The sequence below is a fragment of the Streptomyces sp. NPDC041784 genome (assembly GCF_055591025.1).
In genome coordinates this window covers 1-2,849 of sequence record NZ_JBVJAB010000080.1, presented here as the reverse complement: position 1 = coordinate 2,849, position 2,849 = coordinate 1, and the positions used below count along the sequence as shown (strand labels likewise).

Below are 2,849 nucleotides of genomic sequence, written 5' to 3'. Positions count from 1 at the left end.
GCGCTGAATGCCTTCGACATCACCTTCGACGGCCGCCTCTCCGCAGCCCGTCAGTAACCGTCAACCCCGGTTACACCGCTCGTTTGACAGACCCACTTCCCACTACATGCAGGCTGGGTACAGGACGGAGCTGGACGTTGTCTCAGCGGTTGACTTCGATATTTGTCAGGACGAGCAGGGCACGCAGGAGGCGCGTGGCGCGAGCTGGATCGGTACGGAGCTTGGTGAGGATCCGCCAGTTCTTGTGAGGTGGGCGAAGCCGTGTTCGACCGGTGCGCGTCCGACGGCGAGGACTCGGTTGGCGGTCTTCTGGCCGGGGGTGAGCTTGTGGGTGCGGCTGGCGTGGAAGCCGGTGACGATCACGGGGTCGAGTACGTCGTTGTCCAAGCCGCGGAAGCCGAGGTCCGCCAGCGCACCGAGGCCGGCGGCGCGTAAGTGGGCCAAAATGTGGTCGTGGCGTGCGGCGGTGTTGTCGTGGGTGCGGCCGGGGCGGGCGGCAGATATCCAGATCAGGCGGCCTCTCTCGTCGGTCAGGGCGAGAAAATGCAGGCCATGATGGTGGTGTTTGCCGGAGTAGTTCCGCCGGTCGGCTTTGCCGGTGCGGCGCTGGGTGGGGATGAGGGTGCCGTCGATCAGGACCACCTCCCCGCCCTGCTTGGCGATCTTCTTCAGGGCGCGGTCCAGGCGCGGCGCCTGGGCGGCGAGCAGGGTGATCAGCTCATCGCGCCAGCGGCGGACGGTGGACTCGGACACGTTGTTTCCGCCGGCCATGTCGGCCAGGCGCTGGTCGTGACGCAGGACAGCCAGGACGATCACTGCGATCTTCCCGGGCGGCAGGATCCGCCACCTGGACCGTATTGCCTTCAGATGGCGGCGCAGCAGATCGGCGAGGTGGTTGACGGTGCGCGTGGACAGCGGAAGACGGCACTGGTAGACAAGCGGGCAGGTGTCCTCGGTGCGTTCTTTGGTTTTCGTCACACAAATCCAACCGCCGCCGGGGGCACCGTGGTTACGCCCGCGCCGCACTGCCCCAGTTGGCGGTAAGGCAGTTCACAGGCGGGTGGCGAACCGCCCGTCGGGTAGTTTGCGCAGCCAGCCGCGGTCGACCAGCCTGACCAGCTTCCCGCGCAACGGCTCCAGCTTGGCCCGTACGCTGACGTCCACCCCCAGCCTCTCGCCGACCTGCCGGGCCATGACCGGCCCGGCCGCCTGCCGCACGACGGCGAGGATGCGCTGGTAGTCCGGCGGAAGCCTGGTCTCCTCCACGTCCGGAGCGCGGTGCGGGATCAGCATCACAGCCCGTCCACCCACCTGCCCGGGCGTCGGCGCGGCCGAGACGCGCTCGTCGGCGATCTGCTCGCTCACCCTGCTCAAGGACACGTTCGGCGACGGCGAGTTCGTCCCGCTCCGCCCGTATTTCCGCCAGCTGCTTGGCCAGCTGTTCCTCGAGTTCGTCCAGTTCCGCGCGCCGCGCGGTGATCCGTTCCAGCAGCTCGGGATCCGTGCACCGGATCGTAGAAGGCGGCCCGGCCGCAATGAGCAGGAACTGGCGAACCGACCGCTCCGCCAGACGATCTACTCTGCGGACTGCCGCCCTCGACCAGCGTGAGCGACGCAAGAGCGGGTCACACCAGCCCTTTGACCTGCGTCTTCAAGTTGGCGGAGGCTCACTGTGCGCATCGGGTGCGCACCACCGCCGGGCGGTGTACCGCGCCGCGCGCACCATGCGCCGCGCCACCCATCGCGGTGCGCGCGCCATCGGCTCGCCGCACCGCACCGGGTGCCCCGCCACAGGTGGGCGGGCTCCTATATCAGACACCCCCATGTCCGAGACCTGATCGGCGGCCGGGACGGTGGCCGACAAGGGGAAACGTGCCGGTAGCGAACCTGGTCCAGGTTGTGGCCAGGGTGTGCAGTTGACCATTGACCACTTCCTCAGCTGGGCACTGACCGCCTGGAGAGGATGGACGTCAGGCGTATGACGCCCGTCGCGGCTTCGAGTTGTTCCCTCAGCTTCTGGTTCTCCAGGGTGATCCGCTGGATGCGACAGGCGGCGAGCTCGAGGCCGGACGGGCTCACGTCAGGGCCTGGAGTGCGTACATCCCGCCGACGCTGGTGGCGAGAATGCCGAGCAGGAGCCGCAGCACGGTCTCGGGCAGGCGGCGCTGAAGCCGGGCTCCGAGGTAGCCGCCGACCAGGCCGCCCACGCCGCAGGCCAGCCCCAGCCACCAGTCGGGAGCGACGTCCCCGGAGCTGAGCAGGGACAGGACCGCATACGCGGTGGCACCGACGACGGAGGTGGCGAACGTCGCCGCGAGGGCGGCCGGCGCCACCCGGGTCATAGGCAGGCCGCGGGCGGCGAGGACCGGCCCGAGGAGGGAGCCGCCGCCGATGCCGTAGATGCCGCCGATCACACCCACCCCGAGAGCCAGGGCAGTGAGCGCGGCCGAGGACGGTTCTGTCGCGGCGTCCGGCCGGTGGCGGGCCGGGGCGAGGGTACGGACGCACAGCCACAAGCCGAGCGGCAGCAGCAGGATGGCGATCAGGAGCCGGAAGACGCCGGGACCCGGGAGAGCGAAGACGCGGATCGCGGCTCCGAGGACGACGCCGGGCAGGGTGCCGACGACCAGGCGCCGGGCCAGGCCGCCGCGGAGAGCGCCGTCGCGGCGGTACCGCCACAGGGCGCCCGGCCCGGCCACCACATTGAACAGCAGATTCGTCGGCGTAATCGCCGGACTCGGCACACCGAAGACGCTCAGAGGTCGTTTTCTCCCGTTGTTTCATCCCGTGATGCGGTTTTGGTCCGGTGGTGTCGGGTCGCGCCAGGAGACTGTGGTTTCACCGGTGAG

At 69.4% G+C, this 2,849-nt stretch carries 2 protein-coding genes and 1 pseudogene; all 3 read right to left on the bottom strand.

Translation table 11 applies throughout. The features are described from left to right. Positions 1 to 165 precede the first annotated feature (165 nt). Positions 166 to 978, bottom strand: coding sequence for a transposase family protein (locus tag ACZ6D7_RS47410; RefSeq protein ID WP_469505133.1), 813 nt, complete (start codon positions 976 to 978; stop codon positions 166 to 168). A 72-nt stretch (positions 979 to 1,050) separates the two neighbouring features. Continuing rightward, the gene (locus ACZ6D7_RS47405; RefSeq protein ID WP_469505131.1) at positions 1,051 to 1,365 is read right to left on the bottom strand and encodes a hypothetical protein; all 315 of its coding nucleotides are present in this window, start codon (positions 1,363 to 1,365) and stop codon (positions 1,051 to 1,053) included. A 710-nt stretch (positions 1,366 to 2,075) separates the two neighbouring features. Further along, positions 2,076 to 2,759: pseudogene (locus ACZ6D7_RS47400) on the bottom strand (TSUP family transporter); the annotation flags it as partial. Positions 2,760 to 2,849 lie beyond the last annotated feature (90 nt).